This is a genomic window from Marinococcus halophilus, assembly GCF_002265875.1.
In the GTDB taxonomy this organism is placed as follows: domain Bacteria; phylum Bacillota; class Bacilli; order Bacillales; family Marinococcaceae; genus Marinococcus; species Marinococcus halophilus.
In genome coordinates this window covers 163,907-180,754 of sequence record NZ_NPFA01000002.1, presented here as the reverse complement: position 1 = coordinate 180,754, position 16,848 = coordinate 163,907, and the positions used below count along the sequence as shown (strand labels likewise).

At 47.3% G+C, this 16,848-nt stretch carries 19 protein-coding genes, 1 pseudogene and 1 other annotated feature; of the genes and pseudogenes, 9 read left to right on the top strand and 11 right to left on the bottom strand.

Annotated features, from left to right (window positions below; all coding sequences use genetic code 11):
• Positions 1–36: 36 nt before the first annotated feature.
• From coaD to CHL76_RS03050, 4 genes are all read right to left on the bottom strand, one after another.
• On the bottom strand, positions 37–531 hold the full coding sequence (gene coaD / locus CHL76_RS03065) for a pantetheine-phosphate adenylyltransferase (RefSeq protein WP_079476083.1): 495 nt from the start codon (positions 529–531) through the stop codon (positions 37–39).
• Complete coding sequence (rsmD, locus tag CHL76_RS03060) at positions 521–1,093, bottom strand: 16S rRNA (guanine(966)-N(2))-methyltransferase RsmD (protein ID WP_079476082.1); 573 nt, start codon at positions 1,091–1,093, stop codon at positions 521–523. The genes coaD and rsmD overlap by 11 nt, the downstream gene beginning before the upstream one ends.
• A 15-nt stretch (positions 1,094–1,108) precedes the next feature.
• Entirely contained in the window at positions 1,109–2,308 is a 1,200-nt protein-coding gene (locus CHL76_RS03055; protein ID WP_094907851.1) for an MFS transporter, read from the bottom strand.
• A 73-nt stretch (positions 2,309–2,381) separates the two neighbouring features.
• Positions 2,382–2,654: a YlbG family protein gene (locus tag CHL76_RS03050; RefSeq protein ID WP_079476080.1), complete on the bottom strand. Its 273-nt coding sequence runs from the start codon at positions 2,652–2,654 to the stop codon at positions 2,382–2,384.
• Between the two features lie 81 nt (positions 2,655–2,735).
• Here CHL76_RS03050 and CHL76_RS03045 point away from each other — a divergent pair, with 81 nt between their 5' ends.
• On the top strand, positions 2,736–4,232 hold the full coding sequence (locus CHL76_RS03045) for a phytoene desaturase family protein (protein ID WP_158219052.1): 1,497 nt from the start codon (positions 2,736–2,738) through the stop codon (positions 4,230–4,232).
• Here CHL76_RS03045 and CHL76_RS03040 read toward each other — a convergent pair whose 3' ends face one another.
• Complete coding sequence (locus tag CHL76_RS03040) at positions 4,233–5,003, bottom strand: SDR family NAD(P)-dependent oxidoreductase (protein ID WP_094907849.1); 771 nt, start codon at positions 5,001–5,003, stop codon at positions 4,233–4,235.
• Positions 5,004–5,088: 85 nt separating this feature from the next.
• Positions 5,089–5,291, top strand: a binding site (T-box leader).
• A 54-nt stretch (positions 5,292–5,345) separates the two neighbouring features.
• On the opposite strand from CHL76_RS03040, the gene proB reads away from it, so the two are divergent.
• From proB to proC, 3 genes are read left to right on the top strand one after another with little or no spacing between them, the layout of a single operon-like run.
• A complete protein-coding gene (gene proB, locus CHL76_RS03035; RefSeq protein ID WP_094907848.1) occupies positions 5,346–6,461 on the top strand; it encodes a glutamate 5-kinase in 1,116 nt (371 codons plus the stop codon).
• A 2-nt stretch (positions 6,462–6,463) separates the two neighbouring features.
• Positions 6,464–7,726, top strand: coding sequence for a glutamate-5-semialdehyde dehydrogenase (locus CHL76_RS03030; protein ID WP_094907847.1), 1,263 nt, complete (start codon positions 6,464–6,466; stop codon positions 7,724–7,726).
• Entirely contained in the window at positions 7,723–8,553 is an 831-nt protein-coding gene (proC, locus tag CHL76_RS03025) for a pyrroline-5-carboxylate reductase (protein WP_094907846.1), read from the top strand. Before CHL76_RS03030 ends, proC begins: the two co-directional genes overlap by 4 nt.
• Positions 8,554–8,591: 38 nt before the next feature.
• Here the strand turns inward: proC and CHL76_RS03020 are convergent, their stop codons facing one another.
• Entirely contained in the window at positions 8,592–9,389 is a 798-nt protein-coding gene (locus CHL76_RS03020) for an NAD(P)/FAD-dependent oxidoreductase (protein WP_332908336.1), read from the bottom strand.
• A pseudogene (locus CHL76_RS17425) lies at positions 9,381–9,584 on the bottom strand (NAD(P)-binding protein); the annotation flags it as partial. The pseudogene CHL76_RS17425 and the gene CHL76_RS03020, both read right to left, overlap by 9 nt.
• An 87-nt stretch (positions 9,585–9,671) precedes the next feature.
• Between CHL76_RS17425 and CHL76_RS03015 the strand changes: the two are divergent.
• On the top strand, positions 9,672–10,481 hold the full coding sequence (locus tag CHL76_RS03015) for an ion transporter (RefSeq protein WP_079476073.1): 810 nt from the start codon (positions 9,672–9,674) through the stop codon (positions 10,479–10,481).
• A gap of 51 nt (positions 10,482–10,532) precedes the next feature.
• On the opposite strand, the gene CHL76_RS03010 is transcribed toward CHL76_RS03015, so the two are convergent.
• Positions 10,533–11,900: an aspartate kinase gene (locus CHL76_RS03010; protein ID WP_079476072.1), complete on the bottom strand. Its 1,368-nt coding sequence runs from the start codon at positions 11,898–11,900 to the stop codon at positions 10,533–10,535.
• A 400-nt stretch (positions 11,901–12,300) separates the two neighbouring features.
• Between CHL76_RS03010 and CHL76_RS03005 the strand changes: the two genes are divergently transcribed.
• Both CHL76_RS03005 and cbpB read left to right on the top strand, forming a co-directional pair.
• Complete coding sequence (locus tag CHL76_RS03005) at positions 12,301–12,609, top strand: MerR family transcriptional regulator (protein WP_079476071.1); 309 nt, start codon at positions 12,301–12,303, stop codon at positions 12,607–12,609.
• A gap of 181 nt (positions 12,610–12,790) precedes the next feature.
• Positions 12,791–13,261 (top strand): cyclic-di-AMP-binding protein CbpB, encoded by a 471-nt coding sequence (gene cbpB, locus CHL76_RS03000; RefSeq protein WP_233133203.1) that lies wholly within the window; start codon positions 12,791–12,793, stop codon positions 13,259–13,261.
• A gap of 18 nt (positions 13,262–13,279) precedes the next feature.
• On the opposite strand, the gene CHL76_RS02995 is transcribed toward cbpB, so the two are convergent.
• Both CHL76_RS02995 and CHL76_RS02990 read right to left on the bottom strand, forming a co-directional pair.
• Positions 13,280–13,735 carry an SRPBCC family protein gene (locus tag CHL76_RS02995; RefSeq protein WP_079476069.1) on the bottom strand — a complete coding sequence of 152 codons (456 nt, stop codon included), beginning with the start codon at positions 13,733–13,735 and terminating at the stop codon, positions 13,280–13,282.
• Positions 13,736–13,791: 56 nt separating this feature from the next.
• Complete coding sequence (locus tag CHL76_RS02990) at positions 13,792–14,232, bottom strand: YlbF/YmcA family competence regulator (protein WP_079476068.1); 441 nt, start codon at positions 14,230–14,232, stop codon at positions 13,792–13,794.
• 128 nt (positions 14,233–14,360) lie between these two features.
• Here CHL76_RS02990 and CHL76_RS02985 point away from each other — a divergent pair, with 128 nt between their 5' ends.
• Together CHL76_RS02985 and ytvI are read left to right on the top strand one after the other, a co-directional pair.
• Positions 14,361–14,873 carry a PaaI family thioesterase gene (locus tag CHL76_RS02985; protein ID WP_158219051.1) on the top strand — a complete coding sequence of 171 codons (513 nt, stop codon included), beginning with the start codon at positions 14,361–14,363 and terminating at the stop codon, positions 14,871–14,873.
• A 93-nt stretch (positions 14,874–14,966) separates the two neighbouring features.
• Positions 14,967–16,031, top strand: a complete 1,065-nt coding sequence (gene ytvI, locus CHL76_RS02980; protein ID WP_094907844.1) for a sporulation integral membrane protein YtvI — start codon at positions 14,967–14,969, stop codon at positions 16,029–16,031.
• 31 nt (positions 16,032–16,062) lie between these two features.
• Here ytvI and CHL76_RS02975 read toward each other — a convergent pair whose 3' ends face one another.
• On the bottom strand, positions 16,063–16,617 hold the full coding sequence (locus CHL76_RS02975; RefSeq protein WP_079476065.1) for a DUF420 domain-containing protein: 555 nt from the start codon (positions 16,615–16,617) through the stop codon (positions 16,063–16,065).
• Positions 16,618–16,848: the final 231 nt, after the last annotated feature.

The following is a 16,848-nucleotide window of genomic DNA, read 5'->3' as shown; positions in this document are numbered from 1 at the left end:
CGAAGGATGGCTGGAAATTTGCAACGAATCGCACTTCTACCCCCGGCTCTTTTTCTCAAACTGTTTCCGAAGTGCCTCCTCCACATGCGCAGGCACGAGGCCGGAAACGTCCGCTCCGTATTCCGCTACTTCTTTTACAATACTCGAGCTTAAATAAGAATACTGGTGATTTGTCATCATAAAAAAAGTCTCTACTCCGGGTTCAAGCTTTCTGTTAATTGAAGCCGCCTGCATTTCATACTCAAAATCAGACACAGCCCGGAGGCCTCTTACAATCGTATCGGCTTTCACTTCTTTTACATAGTCCACTAAGAGCCCGTGAAAAGCATCCACTTCCACGCCTGGCATGTGTTTGACCGATTCTTCAATTAATTTTACCCGTTGGTCAATAGAGAAGAACGGCTCTTTTTTCCGGTTATGCAGCACCGCCACCACCACATGATCGAATACATTGTGTGCCCGTTCGATTATATCCAGATGGCCATTGGTAACCGGATCAAAGCTTCCTGGATAAATTGCCTTACTCGCCATTTTCAGGACCTCCCGTCAGCTGCAATATTGTAAGCGTTGTGTCACCATAATTTTTTTCTGCGAAAACCGACAGTCGTTCGTCAAACGCTGCCGCTTTTGCTGCGGCGTGTTCCCATATCAGCATGCCGTTTTCCTTTAACATCGAGCAGTTCAACAGCTTTCCTACTAGCTGTTCTGCTTTTTCTTCTGCGTAAGGAGGATCGAAGAACACTAAATCGAAACTACGCCCCCGGCTTTCCAAACGATCGATTGCCTTAGAAGCTTCTGAACGATAAACTTCCGCCCGCTCGCCAAGGTTCAAAGCATCAATATTGCTCCGGACTGTCTTGACGGCGGTTTGAGCTTTGTCGACAAAAACAGCCGAGCTGCAGCCTCTGCTCAGCGCTTCAATTCCGAGATTTCCGGTTCCTGCAAATAAATCGAGCACCGTTTCCCCATCAGAAAAAAACGGGCCAAGCTTATGAAACAACGCCTCCTTCACTTTATCAGAAGTCGGCCGGGTGCCGGTTCCAGGAACGGCTTTCAGCCGGCGCCCTTTAAAATCTCCTGCTATCACTCTCATACCTTTCGCCTCACTCTACGATTCTGTGCGCTGTGCCAGCTTTGGAAGTACTTTTGCATACATGACAAAAGCGGCAGCTCCCAGTATGGCAGCGCTAATTAAAAATAGGCCGCGCATGCCGAGAGCGGCGCTGATTAAGCCCCCGGCCGCCGGCCCGAGCATGTTTCCAAGAAACAAGAAGCTGTTGGAAAAGCCGTAGGCCCGGCTCTCCATTCCCTGCGGGGACAGCTGCCGGATTAGCGTGTTAGCTGCCGGCAGCAGTCCGCCAAGACACAAGCCGACCAAAAAACGCGCCACGATCAGCTGCCAAAGGTTGGTAACAAAAGCCTGCGGAATAGAAAGGAGCACAGCACCGATTAACGAACCGAACAGCACATACTGGGCTCCTCTTGTATCACTGAGTTTGCCAAGCTTGGGCGAAGCAAGCATATTCGCCACCCCCAGGGAAGCTACGGCCAGTCCGGCATAGAAAGCATTTTCCTCTCTGCCGCTCAGCTCCCCGACAAACACGGAAATAAGCGGGTTGACCCCGATCAGCGCAAATTGCACGAGAAAAATAACAGTGTACAGGGGGATCATCGGCTGTACACCTGCGATTTTTTTGAAATCATCGCTCGTTTTCGTTTTCTCCGCCTTTTCCGGCTTCTCGAAGTCTTCTTTCACTAAAAACAAAACGGCTACCGCAGCTACGGCGATACCGAGCCCGGTAATGTTAAATATGGCCCGGAAGCCAAACGCGTCTGCTAGAAGACCGCCGATCAGCGGCCCACAAATTGTTCCTGCCACCGTGCCTGACTGCAGCAATCCAAGCGCCCTGCCTGCGTATTCTTTAGGCGTATTTGTAGACACAAGCGCAATCGAAGCAGGAATAAAACCGCTAATCGTGCCATTTAGCATTCTCAGAAAAAAAAGACTCCATGGGCCGGTAGCAAATCCCATCAGTACCATTACTATGGCCATGCCGAATCCCGAACGGAGCACCATCAGCTTACGGCCCTGTCTGTCAGCAATTTTACCCCAGAGCGGGGCAAACAAAAAAGCTGTTAAAAAATTAACGCCAAAAATAACGCCTGACCAGATACTTATCTGCCCAGGATCTGTCACTCCGAGTTCCTGCAGATACAGCGGCAGGAATGGAACGATCATCGTCATGGCTGCCATCACAAAAAATTGGGCGGCCATTAATATATATAAATTTTTTCTCCATTTTACCATTAGAGAGGTCCCTTCTTTCTGCCTCCCCTATTATAAAACAGCGTTCCCAATGGGACAATAAAAGTCAATTTATTTATATCCCGATACTGTCATCCTGCGGTTGGCTTTCTTTTTCAACTTTATGGTATTCTAGCGGAATAAATGGTTTTTCCGACCGTTCCACCCTTTCTACAAAACCAAGGTTTCCCAGCTGACTTATGACCATTTCCGCATTTTCCTGATCCACATATAAAACTGCGTATTTCATTTGTTTGGAAACGTAATGCACTAACCCGTACTTTCTCAGCTGCCTCGCCTGTTTGACGGATTTAATCCAAACGGCTACCCCGATTCTCGGCTGATGCATGAAAGCACATCCTTTCGCGTGATTTTCGTTAAGTCTAGCATGCCGGAGGAAAAAAGAGCAATGCTGGCAAGGAGGAGTAACATGAGCCAACCATCTGTAATAATTATTGGCGGAGGCTTCGGCGGACTTACGGCATCTGCTCTGCTCGCCTGCCATCACTATAATGTCACTTTATTTGAAGCTTCCAACGAATGGGGAGGGTGTGCCGGAAAGTTTACGCACAAGCCTCATCTGTTTCCAGTCGGGGCTACACTCGGGCTGGGCCTGCAGCAGCCAGACGGCCTTCATTACCGCGTCTTCAACTACCTGAAGGAGCCGCTCCCAGAACATGTGGGCCTTGAGACCATTATGCAGGTACACGCTCCTTCTTTTTCTCTTCCGTTGTATTCTTCACGGGAAAAACATATCGATACTCTCTGCCGGTTGTTCCCTTCCTCGGCAGATGGCATCCGCTCGCTATACCGTTATATTTCCCGGGTCGGGGAGGAACTCCGGAAGCTGATCCATCACCTTCCGGTTCTTCCCATGCAGAAGCCCGCAGATTTCATCCGCTCGGTCCGGGCACTCAGACCCGGCATTCTCGGCGCTGTCCGCTGGCTTGCCGCCTCTACTGAAGATGTGCTGCGGCATTACCGTCTGCAGGACACCGAGGTGCACCAGTATATTGACGGGCAGCTTCTGGACAGCCTGCAGACAAGCAGCCGCCACGCTCCTGCCTTGCTTGGATTGTACGCCCTCGATTTATACCATCAGGGAGCTTCTTATGTATATGGCGGGCTGTACCGCATGGCCGAGCAGTTAAAAGAAGCAGCCGAACGCCACAGCGCCTCGATGCAGAAACGCCGCCGCATTCAGGCGGTGGAAAGAAACAGCGACGGCACCTGGACAGCTATCGATCATCGGGAACGAAGAACCACTGCCGATCATCTGGTGTTAAACATCCCAGTCCAGGCCGCGCTCCCGCTTTTTCACCCTAAAGAGCGAAACCAGTTTACCCGTCGCTGGCAGACCAAATCCGAAACGCCGATCTGGAGCACGTTTTCCATGTACGGAGTCTGCGAGCCCTCCGCTCCTCCCTCAGCGTTGTTTCATCAATTGCTTTGGGACCAGAACATTCCCGGCATTTCGAGCCATTTGTTTTATTCATTATCAGCACCGGATGACCGCACCCGGGCCCCCGAAGGTGAGCGTACGTTTACCGTTTCCACTCATACGCCGCCCGAGTTCTGGGAAGATCTTTCTTTATATGAAGAAAAAAAGTCAGCAGCCACCAGGGCGCTTGTAGAAAAAATCCAGGAAGCCGGCTTGCCTGTCCAGCCGGAGCGGGTCCTGCCCGGTGCTCCGCATGCCTGGGAGCGATACATTAAACGTCCCCGCGGCATGGTCGGCGGCTTTCCACAGACGAGAAGGGATACGTTTTTTTACCCATTATCCCATCGTTCTCCCCTTGAAAACGTATGGTTCTGCGGAGACTCTATTTTTCCGGGAGCGAGTACCATGGCCGTGACCATGAGCGGTATCCATGTGTTTGAATCAATCAGCGGGCAGTCGTTTGCCGCTTTTGAACGAAAGCAGTAGTCATTTGCGGTAAAACTGCTTTCGTCCAACTTTTTCCACCGCCGACGGCCACAGCTGATAAAGCGCACTGAGCATTCCCATCCAGCGGGGCATAAAAACTGTACGCTTTGGCTGCTCCACTAGCTGCACAAGCCTACCAGCCACTTTCTCCGGGGCCAGGGCGAGCTGCTCGACCGAACGCTTATATCTCCCGCTTGGATCGGCGCGGTCATGGAAATCGGTTTTTACCGGTCCGGTATTTAACACTGAAACCCGTATTCCGCTCTCCGCGGTTTCGAGCCGCAGCGCTTCTGCAAACCCAATTACTGCACGCTTGCTGGCCGCATAAACGGTCGCTTTTGGAGTGCCGATAATGCCCGCGGTTGAACCTGTGAATATGACATGCCCGCCGGCCTGTTTTAATTCAGGAAGCAGTGCCTGCGTGATAGCAATGTTTCCTTTTACGTTTGTATTTATCATCTGCTCCCAGTCTTTTATACTCAATTGCTCCAGCTCCCCGAATTTCCCAGTGCCGGCATTATTGATAAGGACGTCCGGTTTTCCGTGAACAGCGGTTATTTTTTTCATTTCTTCTGCTGCATCTTCAATTATTTCTACATCCATTGTCCAGGCGATAAATTCCCCGGGGTGAGCCTCCCACTCTACTGCTGCGGCTTGCAGTTTCTGCGTGTTTCTTCCTATGCCTATTACTTTCTCTCCATTTTGCACGAGCTTTTCTGCTGTTTTTCTGCCGATGCCGCTGCTTGCTCCTGTTAGTATAATTGTTTTCAATCATTCTTCCTCCCCTCTGGTGTATTAAAACTTGACAAACCACCCGGCTCTTCACATAATAGTAATCACAAATAAGCTGAATAGTGCAAAAGCTGTGAAACGGAAATAGTAGGACAAAGCACCGACAGAGAGCATAGCCATGAGCTGAAAGCTATGCCGGAATTTGTTTTGCCTGAACCTGTCCGTGAGCTTCCTTTAGGACGCAGCCCTGCGTTAATGGGCATGAGCGGAAAAGACAAAGTCTTTTCAACTAAAGGTGGTACCGCGGATAACTCTTTCGTCCTTTTACAGGCGAAAGAGTTTTTTATATGCACCCAGTACGAATAAAGACAGGTGGTTCCAATGAAAAAAGAACGGGTCGTTGTTAAAATCGGAAGCAGTTCTTTAACAAATCAGCAGGGAAGTTTAAGCAGGGAAAAGCTGAAGCAGTACGCAGATGAAATCATCCAGCTCCGCCAGGCGGGAAATGAAGTCGTGTTGATCAGCTCCGGCGCGGTCGCTGCCGGCTTTTACGATCTCGGCTACCCGTCCCGGCCGGTTACCACTGCCGGCAAACAGGCTGCGGCCGCTGTCGGCCAAAGTCAGCTGATGCAGGCATATAACGAAGAATTTAGCAGAGTAAACATTGCCTGCGGGCAGTTGCTTTTAACCCGGGAGAATTTCGCCAATCACAGCCAGTACCAAAACGCCCACTCCACGATCACCGAGCTGCTTCACCGCCAGGTACTTCCTATTATCAACGAAAACGATTCTATTGCTGTTGATGAACTTACTTTCGGGGATAATGACATGCTGTCCGCGCTTGTAGCAGGGCTTGTACATGCAGATACACTGCTGATATTAACAGACATTAACGGGATTTACGACAAGAATCCAAACGAAGACCAGGGGGCCAAAAAATATCATTTCATCCCGGCCATTACGAATGACCTGATGGACCAGGCCGGAGAAACCAGCTCTTCTGTAGGAACCGGCGGTATGCGTTCCAAATTAAAAGCAGCCGGCACCGCTCTCCGCCTGGGCACCCGGGTGTTTGTCGGCAGGCTCAGCAGCGGACACCGACTTGAAGACGTCCTTAGCGGCAAAGGGGACGGCACCTATATAGGCGTGCCCGGCGGGGACGTTTTAAACAATAAAAAACAATGGATCGGTCTCCATTCCGTTACCGCGGGCGCTGTAGTGGTCGATGACGGAGCGGCAAAAGCGCTGCTGCGTTCAGGCAAAAGCCTTCTCCCTGCCGGTATCGTCGATGTGCAGGGCCACTTTTCAGCCGGCAACGTTGTTGATGTGTATGACCAGAAAGATAACCTGCTCGGCCGGGGACAGGTCAACATGAGTGCCGAGGAGCTCCAGGCTGTGAAAGGGAAATCCACGGCCGAGGCTGCATCCTTTACGTCAACGTCGAAATCAGAAGTCATTCACCGGGATAACTGGATTACTACCGTAAGGGAGAGATAAACATGGAACAAACACAAATCAGTACTCAAATGCGGGTGCAGGGAGAAGCAGCTAAAAAAGCGGCTAAACGTGTCGCTACTGCTTCCACCGAAGAAAAAAACAAGGCGCTTTCACTTATCGCTGACGAACTTGAAACGCGGGAAACTTTTATTCTTGAAGCAAACGCCAAGGATCTCGAAGCAGGAAGAAAAAACGGCTTGTCCTCCGCCCTGCTTGACCGGCTCACGCTCGACTCCGGGCGTATTGCAGGGATGGCTGACGGATGCCGGCAGATTGCTTCTCTTGAAGACCCTATTGGCGAAACTATTGAATCCTGGACCCGGCCGAACGGTCTGAAATTGGAAAGCGTCCGGGTGCCGCTCGGTGTCATTGGCATGATCTACGAAGCCCGGCCGAATGTAACAGCGGACGCAGCCGCCCTTGCTCTAAAAACCGGCAACGGAGTTCTTTTACGTGGCAGCTCTTCCGCTTTTCGATCGAACCAGGCAGTCATGGACGCTATTTGGGAGGCTCTGGCAAAAACCTCTCTTCCGAAAGAAGCGGTTCAGCTCGCCTCCGACACGTCAAGGGAAGCGGCCGCGACGATGTTTCAAATGAATGATTACCTGGACGTTTTGATTCCGCGCGGAGGCGCCAATCTAATAAAAACCGTGGTGGATCAGTCGACTGTGCCTGTCCTTGAAACCGGTGTCGGCAACTGCCATATTTTTATTGATGACAGCGCCGTGGCTGATAAAGCAGTTCAGATTGCCATTAATGCCAAAACGCAGCGTCCTTCTGTCTGTAACGCAGCTGAAACCCTCCTTGTGCATGAGGCATGGCTTGAGGCTCACGGAGAAGCCCTTGTCCATGCGCTGCTCGCCCACGGGGTTACTATCCGGGGAGACGCTTCAGTGCAAAAGCTGCACGGCGATGTGGAGCCTGCAGCCGACGAGGATTGGAACACTGAATATCTGGATATGATAGTCTCGATGAAAACCGTAAAGAGCACCGAAGAGGCCATCGAGCATATCAATATGTTCACGACGTATCACTCCGAAGCAATCCTTACAGAGTCCGAGGAAAATAAACGGATGTTTTTCCAACAGATCGATGCAGCGGCGCTTTATCATAACGCCTCTACCCGGTTCACCGATGGGTTTGAATTTGGCTTCGGGGCCGAGATCGGCGTCAGCACTCAAAAGCTGCATGCCCGAGGGCCAATGGGACTAAAAGCGATCACTTCCTACAAATATTTAATTCACGGAGATGGACAGATTAAATGATGACAAAAACTAATCTACAGCAGAAAACAATTGCTTTTATCGGCTCCGGCTCGATGGCGGAGGCTATATTTTCCGGTCTTCTGCGCCACGAGCTGGTCAAACCGGCAAACGTGCTTGGGACGGTAAAAACCTCTGCTGATAAGCAGGAGCGGCTGAAAAAGCAGTACGGTATTCAGGTAAAAACTGATAATAAAGAGGCGGTAAAGGCGGCAGACGTCGTCGTTCTGGCCGTTAAGCCGAAAGACGCCGAAGCAGTCATTCAGTCATTCGCCGAGGAGCTAACAAAAGATAAGCTAGTGATCAGCGTTCTGGCCGGCATTTCCTTAAATAATCTGGAAGCTTTCGCTGGCAAAGAGGTGCCGGTAGTGCGTTCAATGCCAAACACGTCTGCGCACGTCGGTGCTTCGACAACAGCTATATGCGCCGGTTCCTATGCTACTGACGAAGATCTCGATCTTGCGGAATCGTTGTTTCAGGTAGTCGGCAGCGTACACACAATTTCTGAAGAGGATATTGACAGCTTCACCGCGATTGCCGGCAGCGGACCTGCCTATTTTTATTATTTCCTTGAAGCTATGGAGCAGATGGCGGCTGAAGCTGGCTTCCCGCCGGAGGAAGCAAAAAATATTATCGCTCATACGATAGAAGGAGCGGCTTATCGCTACCTTGATTCCGATAAAAAACCGCACGAACTGTACCAGGAGGTACTGAGTCCAAACGGGGTGACTGAAGCGGCGTTTACCCACCTGGAAAAACACAGAGTGCAAAAGCATTTTTTAGAAGCCATGAAAGAGGCTTCCAGGCGATCCGGGTCCATCGGTGATTAAAAGCAGAAAGCAGGAGCCGGCTCCCGGTTCCTGCTTTTTTATTGAAGCAGCGATACAATTTTTTTCGCTGCATCCTTTCCGCTTAAAACGGCCCCTTCCACTTTTCCTTCACCAAATGCATCCCCGGCAAATGCAAGAGGATAAGGATCATCATAGCTTCGTGAATGATTTGGGTACATATGCACCGGCTTCGCATACCTCCAGCGCTTTGGGTGGAGCTTCAGTACCTTTTCCCGGTCCAGCAGCGGCCCGGCGATGCGGCACAGCTCTTCAGCAAAAGCTTCGCCGCTGTCGTTCCAGTGCTCCCTCGACCATTCTCCTTCTGCATGCACCGTAAGTACGCAGGTTTCGGAAATGCCTTTTTGCTGATTACAGCCGATAAACTGAATTCTTGGATCCTTTGTCTGGATGCCCCCCGGAACCTGAAGAGGGCTTTCCCCTTCATATTCAATCATTACAGCCAGGCACGGGTCGTATTGAATTGAGGAAAGATCCTTTTCCCAAAGGCGCTCCCCGGGCACGTTTTGCAGCATATCAAGGGATTGCGGCACCGGGGGAGTTAAAAGTACAGCTCGCGTTTCCATATGATTAGTTTCTGTACGAAGTATCCAACCTTCTTTCCCGGGCACGATAGCATTAATTTTTGTTTCTTTTTCTATCGTTTTCCCTTTCCATAAATTTTTCATCAACGGAGCCATCCCAGCGTTACCTACGTATCTCGGGTGCCCGTCTCCTTGAAAATGCTGCTCTTGTTCAAGGTTTTCCAGCTGAATAAAGCCGTTACTCCAATTGCGTATGTATTTCGCGCCCTCCCATTCCTTTGCTATTTCACGCATAGATTGACTTCTGGCGGTGAAGAACTGGGTGCCATGGTCCGCACGCCCGTCGTTCAATCTTCTTGTTGCCATTCTGCCCCCGACTCCTCTGCTTTTTTCGACCACCATAGTGCCCAGGCCGTGCTTTTCAAGTTCCCGGTTCGCGCTCCATCCGGCGAGACCGGCACCGACAATAATGACATCCGGATTCATATAACTCCTCCTCTTAAAGCTATTTCTTTTCTTTACCTGCTATTTTTTGTACAATCAAAACGGTTCACATCTTTTTAAAGGAGTCCACCTATGAGCGAGATATCTACCTTTACCCGTTTTCGGCAGCGTTTAGCTGTCATTTTAAATCAGCCGGTTTTCACTGCCATTGTAACGACACTTATATTATTCAATGCCCTGCTCGTAGGTCTTGAAACTTCCGAAGCATTATACAACCGCTACGAAAATACGTTTTCAGTATTAAATTACGTACTTCTCTGGCTGTTTACCATTGAGGTTATCATCCGGTTTCTTGGTGTCTTTCCTTCCTACAATTTTTTCCGGTCTCCCTGGAACTGGTTTGATTTTTTCATTGTAGCGGCCGGCCATATTTTTGCCGGCTCCGCTTTCATCACCGTCCTTCGGGTGCTGCGGGTGCTCCGGGTGCTGCGCGCTATCACGGTTGTCCCTTCCCTGCGCCGGCTTGTAGATGCTCTGCTTCGTACCATTCCCTCTTTAGGAAATATTATGATTTTGATGAGCATTATTTTTTACGTTTATGCTGTAATCGGTACGATGCTTTACCGCGACACCGCCCCTGCTTATTTCGGTGATATTTTCCAGTCCCTGCTGACGTTATTTCAGGTGGTCACATTGGAGTCATGGGCAAGCGCGGTCATGCGCCCAATTGCAGAAACTAATCCATTGAGCTGGATTTATTTTGTCTCTTTCGTACTCGTTGGAACGTTCGTGGTGTTCAACTTGTTTGTAGGCGTTATTGTCAGTAACGTCGAAAAAGCTGAAGCCGAAGAAAGCGAGGACAAGCTAAAAAAACAGCTTGATCACATGGAGAGCGAACTGTATGATATTAAACAGCTTCTAAAAGAAAAGCATAAGGATTAATCGGTTTTCATATACAAAGAGGGCAGCCGCCGGCGGCTGCCCTCTTTATTATTACTGAAGTACTTCCTTCGTACTGAAAAATTCTTCATACAGACCTCGGATTGCTTCATCCACATGCTCTTCAGCAATCCCGAAACTGAGTGAAACCTCAGAAGAACCCTGGTTGATCATTTCAATATTAATGCCTTTTTCAGAAAATGCGCGAGTCGCGCGTGCAGCTACACCTACCGTTTCATGCATGCCTTCACCTACGAGCATAATCATTGCGTATCCTTTTTCAATGTAGGCATCGTCCGCATCGAGCTCATTTATAATACGCTCAATGATCCGCTCTTCTTTCTCTTTAGACATCTGCCCTTCTTCAATAATGATAGAGGTATCATCAATTCCAGACGGCATATGCTCATACGAGACTCCTTCGTCTTCAATAATCGAAAGCAGCCGGCGACCGAACCCTACTTCTCTATTCATTAAGTATTTACGTACGTAAATTGTTTCAAATCCTTTGTCTGCTGCGATCCCGATGATTGGATTCAGGGCATATTCCCGTTCAGAAATGATCATTGTACCGCTTCCCTGCGGATTATTCGTGTTTTTCACACATACCGGAATTTTTTTACGGAAAGCCGGAATGAGGGCTTCATCATGAAAAACAGCAAAGCCTGCGTAGGAAAGCTCACGCATTTCACGGTAAGTCATTCGTTTGATTGCGCACGGGTTGTCCACCACTGTCGGATTGGCCGCAAATACTGAATCCACATCTGTGAAGTTTTCATAAAGGTCCGCCTGTACTCCCGCAGCCAGAATAGAGCCTGTAATATCAGAGCCGCCCCGGGAGAATGTAACGAGATCTCCTTCTTTTGAATAGCCGAAGAAGCCTGGAAATACTACTACTCCGTCGCGTTCTCGCAGCTTATAAATGTGGTCGTACGATTCATTCAACACCTGGGCGTTGCCCGGAGTATCACTCACAAACAGACCGGCGTCATTTGGATTAACATATTCGGCTACGGTTCCGATGCTCTGAAGATACTGTGCCACCACTTTAGCATTATTATCTTCACCACCGGCCTTCATCTGATCAATGAAGCGCCCTTCGTTATTTTTGGTGAACTGGATCCGGCTTTCAATATCGCTTTCAATGGTTGCAATAATGTCGTCTGATAAATTCAATTCGGATGTAATGCTGCGAAAGCGTTCCAATACTTTATTTTTCGCATCCTCCACCCCGGAATTCTCCAGGCAGGCTTCCGCAAGGGTGATTAATAAATCCGTCACTTTTGTGTCTTCACTGTTTCTTTTACCCGGGGCAGAAACGACTACCACTCTGCGGTCTTCGTCTGTCGCTACAATGTCTGCCACCTTTTTAATCTGCTCCGCACTCGCAAGAGAACTCCCGCCAAATTTCGCTACTTTCATTTCTTTGTCACTCCTGTCGTTATTTCCGTTCTTTTTATTAAAGTTTTATGCGTATATTGCTTTTTCTAATTATATGAGTGAATTGTTCAAAAATTTCACAATTAATAGATTATCATATGTTTCATCCGTCAACAATCAGTAATATGAGTGGTTAAAGCCCATCTGGACTGATTCTTATGAAAAAGAATCCGTGGTCCGAAGTATCCTCTTAATCCATAGTAATTACTTTCGATTGGTAAGACATAGGAAGATATGTATTCTTTCCCTCCTTTTCAAGCTCTTAAGCATTAATTTTACAATTTTGCCCACGGACGATGTAAGGTAATCTAACAAATAAACATACATGTAAAAGTTATTATGGTATATTAGCTTACAAAAGAGATGAAAAGGGGAGTAAACCATGTCGTCATATAAGGATAAAAAAGTAATTACGATTGGAGTTATGAGCGAATTAACCGGACTGTCCGAAAGAAAAATTCGTTATTATGAAGAACGTAAACTGATTCACCCTGACCGTACCTCCGGCGGGACTAGAAAGTATTCCTTTTTAGATGTAGAGCGGCTCCTCGATATCGCAGAAAAAATGGAAGATGGCATGCAGACGTTTGAAATACGCCGCATGGAACAGAAGAAAATGAAAAACAAAGAACTGCGGGAAAGAATGCTTCGCGGCCAATTGAATGCAGCCTTCAATATGCGCAAGGGTTAAATCCATTTTATTCCAAAAGACAACTGTTGAGTCGATTTGGTTCAACAGTTGTCTTTGGTGTGCCTAAAAGCCTTCAAATCGTCGATAATTACGTTTTTTGGAACTTGACGAAACCTTGAAATCCTTTTATTATTCAACATGACTTTATATCCACGCCTCATACCTATTGGCCTTCTGCTCCATGAGAAATCAACGAAAGTATGTGATGACAGTGCTTCATGAATTGAAAAACACAAATATTATGGACCAGGAAATAGCTGAACTGATCATCGGCCATGAAAAAGTTGCCCATGTTCAGGCTGCCAACCCTCTGGACCATGCGCTTTTAATATTAATTAAGTCCGGCTATACCGCAGTCCCTGTTTTAGATACACATTACCGTGTTCAGGGACAAATTAGTAAAGCTCAGGTGCTCGACACCATTTTGGGCACCGAACGGATCGAAATGGACAAGCTTCATGAACATACCGTAGAATCGGTGATGTCGGAAAAGGTGCCGAAGATGAACGTAAATGATAACTTTGGGAAGGCCTTAACCCTTTCTATTAACCATCCGTTTGTATGTATTGAAGACGATGAAGGAGCTTTCGTCGGCCTCATTACCAGGCGCGCTATTCTGGTCATGGTCCACCGGGAGTTTCAGTCTCATTAAAGAAGTTCCGCTTTTCGTTTAAAAAGCGGAACTTCTTTTATTTTCCGTGCTGAATTGTTTTACCACAAAAGCTTTCCGGTTTTTAAACATTCCGTTTAAAAAACACTTCACCATCCAGGCCGGCACTACCGATTCAAATTCAATGTAATCATGTACGCCCGTTAACGGCCCGAGCTCCTGGAAAGTATGGGTATGCTTCCAGGATATAAACGGAAACGGCAGCTTTTTTCCCTCATCCTGAAACGCATTCGGCGCGTCTACGTAAGTAATAACTGAGTCCCAGACAGTTTTCCATATACCAAAATATAAATATAAACGGATTTCTGCTCCGGCTTCTGTTTTCCCTGAAGATTCCACTTCAACTTCCGGAAACTCTGTCATTTCTTCAAGCTGCACTGGATCGCCGAAATAGTTCCAAACTTCCTCTCTGGATGCAGGTACTACAGTCTGAGCTTCGAAGACTCCTTTAAACATAGCAAAAACCTCCTCTTTAAAGGAGGTATACCCTAAAAGAGGAGGTTTTATGTTTATTAAGAGCATCCACAGCTTCCACCAGTGGAACAGCCGCATGATTGGTTATCATAAAATGGATTGCCCGTCGGCACTTTGATTGAGGATGAGACGGATTCAGCTACCAGCGTTGATATTTCTGTCAGTAAGTTATCCAGCGCTTTTTCTGCCTGTCGGTACCGGATGACAGTTTCATGCATGTCCATTTCCCGTTTTACGACCCTCACCTGCTTGGCGGTTGTTTTGTAATCCGGGTGATATGCTCCAAACCGCTGCACTTCTTCATATTGATCCTTCCAGCTTAAAAAATTATTAATTTTTTCCTGCGCTTCCGGATCTTCTTTCATCGCCTTCTTGGCTTCCCTGTATTCAATATATATATCAGATTCCACCACCATGTGGCCTAACTGTTCTGATTGCTCAAGTATATCTATAGACGTCGATGCTTCTATTACAGCCATACATTCACCTCCGCTTTTATCTTATCACGGATCACCTCATTCTATGAAGAACGAATCGCCATATTTGTTCGCTTTTTGTCTTATTGCTACAATATAAGGAGAGCGTAACTACGGAGAGGATGACAAACATGACAGAAAAACATTCACCCCAGCTGACAGAACAGGAAATGCTCGAAAGCATTCTGGCGGACGGCTCCCCGAAGGCTAAAGAGCTGACTAAACATTATCTCAAACTGCTGCACGACTGGGATAATTCAGAGGCCCGAAGTGGAGTGGAACATTTCATGCACACTTCTACTTACTGGGAGGATGAAGAAACGCTTTGTGCTTCCATTCCCATTCATCCGGGTCTGCATAATACCCACGGCATCGTCCATGGAGGGATTCTGACGACGATAATGGATAATTCCATGGGCGTGCTGCTCACGGAGCTTTCTCCTGTCCCTGGTGATATTTTAACGATCGATATTCACGTGCAGTTTATTGCCGCTGGTACTGGCAAAGAGCTGACCTGCAAAGCATCGCCTATTACTGTTGGACGCCGCATCTCCTATGCTGAAGCAGCGGTTTATGATGAAGAAAACCGGCTCGTTGCAAAGGCAGACGGCACCTTTTATTTAAAGCAGGCTGCCCGCTCCTGACTCCGCTTCCATTTATTAATTACTATTATCTGCTTAAATACTTTATTATAAATAAAGTACATAATGCTTCACTTTGATGAAAGGAGCTTCCCTGTGACCGCCCTGCTGACAAAAAAAAATATTTTCCGGTTTATCGGCATCGTTCTGGCCCTCGTCGCTCTTTACTTTATTCTGCCTGTTTCGGGCCCGATTATCCTTGCATGGTTAACAGCCCTGGCCCTTTCTCCCGCTGTAAGGCTTACCATGCGTTCTCTTAATATTAAACGGCCATTTTCGGTTATGATCGTTTTCTCGGCTTTTCTTCTGTTATTAATTTTACTTGGATATTTGTTAATTACTCAGGTGATCACCCAGGTGGTAGCTTTTTCCAAAAATCTCCCTACATATATCAGTAATCTCGTAGAAACAGCAGAAAACATTCAAACCGGGCTGAACAATCGTTACGAACAGTGGAATCTTCCGCAGGATACTATTGACCAGATCAACAACCGGATTGCCGAGATGCTTACCAGCCTTCAGGAAAATATCGCAAGCGATGATCTGCTGAACCAGGCCACGGCAATTATTGCTTCTATTCCCGGCTATTTGATTATGTTTTTAGTGTATTTGATCGCTCTTTATTTATTTATGATCGATCTCCCAAAACTGACAGACAAATTTTACTCTTTTTTAAAGCCTGAGACTTCTGAAAAATTTCAGTTTATGACCAGCCGGCTCGCTGAAGTAATTCTCGGTTTCTTCAAAGCCCAATTTTTAGTCAGCTTAATCATACTGGCAGTTACGTTTGTCGGATTAATGATTTTCACCCCTGAAGTGGCAATTGTGATGAGCCTGATTATATGGGCCGTTGACTTTATTCCAATTATCGGCTCCATCGCCATTCTCGCCCCGTGGTCTATTTATATGTATATCAGCGGTGACCTTGTTCTTGGAACGCAGCTGCTGGCCCTCGGCATCGTTCTTCTCATTATTCGCCGTACTGTGGAACCTAAAGTAATGGGGCTCCATATCGGCCTTTCTCCGCTTGCTACTTTAATCAGCCTCTACCTCGGGCTGACCCTTCTCGGCGTAGTAGGCTTTATCGTCGGCCCGCTCGCTGTTATTGCTTTCACTTCTGCCCGGGAGGCAGGACTCATCAAGTTAAATTTCAGAGTATAAAAAAGGAAAGCCGCGGGGCTTTCCTTTTTTCTTAATAGTACGGGGCAATCATAAAGTAAACCACTACGCCAGTAACACTTACATACAGCCACAGCGGCATCGTCCACCGGGCAATTTTGCGGTGTTTTTGCACCTGGTACGTAAATCCTTTTAAAAATGTATAAATCGAAAGCGGTACAATCAGTGCTGCTAAAATAATATGGGAGATCAGGATAAAATAGTATATATACTGAATGACTCCTTCTCCGCCGTAAGACGTGCTCGAGGCAAGGCTGTGGTATGCCAGATACGTGACGAGAAAAAGGGTCGTTGTTGTAAACGCCCCGTATATAAACCGGCGGTGCATCTTTATATTTTTCCGTAAAATAAAGTACAAAGCCCCCAATAAAAACACGGTGGTAAAGCTATTAAAAATAGCATTCATCATCGGCAGAATCGTCAGGTCGAAACCATTAAATGTCTGGCCGCCGCCTTCTACAAATATTAAAATCGTTACAAGCCCATTAATAATCACGCTGAGTAGAATCACGATCCATGTATGCGTGCGATTGGTGCGCTTTTGTTCTTCAGCCTTTAATTGAGACACGTATATTCCTCCTCTTCTGTGGTAGCGGTTATATTATACTAAATCACACCCATTTATGCAGATCCCTGGATTAACAATCCAGTGAACGTTTTTTCTTTGAGGCTTCTGCTTTCACATATTTTTCACAATTCATTATTTGTTCATCAGGGGATCATGATTAAAAATTGACTTTTTCAGGCTGGAAATCTACGATTAATTATGTAACAACAACGTGAAATTCTTAATTGCATT